We start from the raw sequence: 2604 nt of genomic DNA on the forward strand, positions 1-2604 counted from the left end.
CTGGCTTGCTTGCTACTGGCTTGCTTGCTACTGGCTTGCTTGCTACTGGCTTGCTTGCTACTGGCTTGCTCGCTACTGGCTTGCTCTCCGCCGGCGCGCTCGCGGCGGACGGACTCGCCACAGGCTTGTTGACCGCAGGCTTCGACACCGGCGATTGAGCCCCCCCTCTGCTTCGCCCCTTGGGTGCCGCTGGCAATGCCGGCGGCTTTGCCTCTACAGGCTTAGGCTCGGCAGCCCGGCGCGAACCGCCCTGGCGCGCGCCGGCGCTGCGCGCGGGCACTGGCCTGGCGGTTTGCAGGTCGCCTTCCTTGACCAGAGCGAAGTCGACTTGAGCGCTTTCCAGATTGGCGCTCATCACCTTCACGGTCAGCGTATCGCCCAAGCGGTATTGCATGCCGCTCTTCTCTCCGACAATCGCCTGGACGTCCTTTTTGAAGTGGAAGTAGTCCTTGCCCAGTTCGGAGATATGCACCAGGCCTTCGACATACACCTCATCCAGCAATACGAATACGCCGAAGCTGGTCACCGCGCAGATCTTGCCCTTGAAGATCTCGCCTACCTTGTCCCGCATATAGTAGGTTTTCAGCCAGGACTCGACGTCGCGGCTGGCGTCGTCCGCCCGGCGCTCGGTCATGGAGCAGTGCACGCCCAGTTGCGCCCATTTGCCCGGCTTGTATTTGCCGCCTTTGAGCACCGCCTTGATCGAACGGTGCACCAACAAGTCCGGGTAACGGCGAATCGGCGAAGTGAAGTGCGCGTAAGCCTCGTAAGCCAAGCCGAAGTGGCCGTTATTGTCCGGGGTATAAACCGCTTGCTGCATGGAACGCAGCAACATGGTTTGCAATACCGGCGCATCGGGCCGCCCATGAATCTGTTCCGCCAGTTTGGCGTAGTCCTTGGCCGTAGGCTTTTCCCCGCCGCCCAGACTCAAACCGACCAGGCGCAGGTAGTTGCGCAGATTCTCCAGCTTCTCCTCGGTCGGGCCTTCATGCACCCGATACAAAGCCTTGTGCCCGTTCTGCTCCAGGAAATCTGCCGCGCAGACGTTGGCCGCCAGCATGCATTCCTCAATCAGGCGATGGGCATCGTTGCGCACCACCGGCACGATGCGCTCGATCTTGCCCGCGTCGTTGAAGATCATCTGAGTCTCCACCGAGTCGAACTCGATCGCCCCGCGCTGACTACGCGCGGCCAGCAGCACTTTGAACAAGGAATACAGGGTCTGGATCTGCGGCAACAGCGGGCTGTCGCTGCCTTTCTGGATCCAGTCCCAAACCTGGGTATAGGTCAGCCTGGCCTTGGACAGCATCACCGCCGGATAGAACTGGTAGCGCTTGACCACGCCCTTGGCGTTGATCTGCATATCGCAGACCATGCACATACGCTCCACATCCGGGTTCAAAGAGCAAATGCCGTTGGACAAGGCTTCCGGCAGCATGGGAATGACACGGCGCGGGAAGTAGACCGAAGTACCCCGATTGAGCGCCTCCTGATCCAAGGCGTCGCCCGGCTCCACATAGAAGCTGACGTCGGCAATCGCCACCACCAGGCGGAAGCCCTTGCCCTGCTTCTCCGCATACACGGCGTCATCGAAGTCGCGCGCGGTTTCGCCGTCTATCGTCACCAGGGGCAAATCGCGCAGGTCGACGCGATCCTTGGTCCAGTCTTTCTTGCGAACCTTCTTCGGCGTCGCCTTGGCCTGAGCCAGCACCGCCTCCGGGAATTGGTGAGGCAGGTCGTGCTTGCGCAGCGCGATCTCGATCTCCATGCCGGGGTCGGCATAGTTGCCCAGCACTTCCACCACCTGGCCGACAGGCTGACGATAGGCGTCCGGGTGTTGGAGGATTTCCACCATCACCACCTGACCGTCCTTGGCCCCCGCCTCGCCGCCCGGCTCAATCAGTATGTCGTGATTGATGCGACGGTCTTCCGCCGTCACCACCCACACGCCCCGAACCCGGTTGATGCGGCCAACCAGCCGCGTCACCACATGGTCCAGCACCTCAACGATCTTGCCTTCCTGGCGGCCTCGACGATCGACGCCGGACGGACGGACCATCACCCGATCGCCATGCATCGCTTTTTTCATTTCCCGCTCAGGCAGGAAAATATCGCCGCCCTGGCCTTCGCCTTCATCCGGGATGGCAAAACCGTAGCCATCGCGATGACCGGATACTTTGCACTTGATCAGATCCAGCTTTTGGGCAACGCAAACCGCGCCTTTGCGATTGATGATGATTTCGCCGTCACGTTCCATTGCCCGCAATCGACGCTCGAAATAAATAGATTCGGCCCGCGCAATCGACAACATGCGCGCTAATTCGTCAGGAAACAGCGGCACCCCCTGCTCGGCCAGAATTTTTAAAACGAACTCACGGCTCGGCAAGGGATTGGAATATTTAAGTTTTTCCCGTTCCAGGAAGGGGTCCTGTTCGCGGAGGGACAGGGTCTTTTGTTTTTTTTGTGTTCTAGCCATTGACACCCTCAAGAATATGTCTATAATTCGCATCTCGTTGCAGAGATGCAGCGAAATAATACAGCAAAGCGAAGCCCAGGTGGCGGAATTGGTAGACGCACTAGGTTCAGGTCCTAGCGCCCGCAAGG

The 2604-nt window shown here is 59.7% G+C and carries 1 protein-coding gene; it reads right to left on the reverse strand.

Translation table 11 applies throughout. The features are described from left to right. Positions 1-2482: ribonuclease R (gene rnr / locus ACODSD_RS24715; protein ID WP_488878602.1), on the reverse strand; the 2482-nt coding region annotated here is incomplete at its 3' end. Positions 2483-2604: the final 122 nt, after the last annotated feature.

The organism is Chromobacterium sp. FG22 (genome assembly GCF_057809415.1).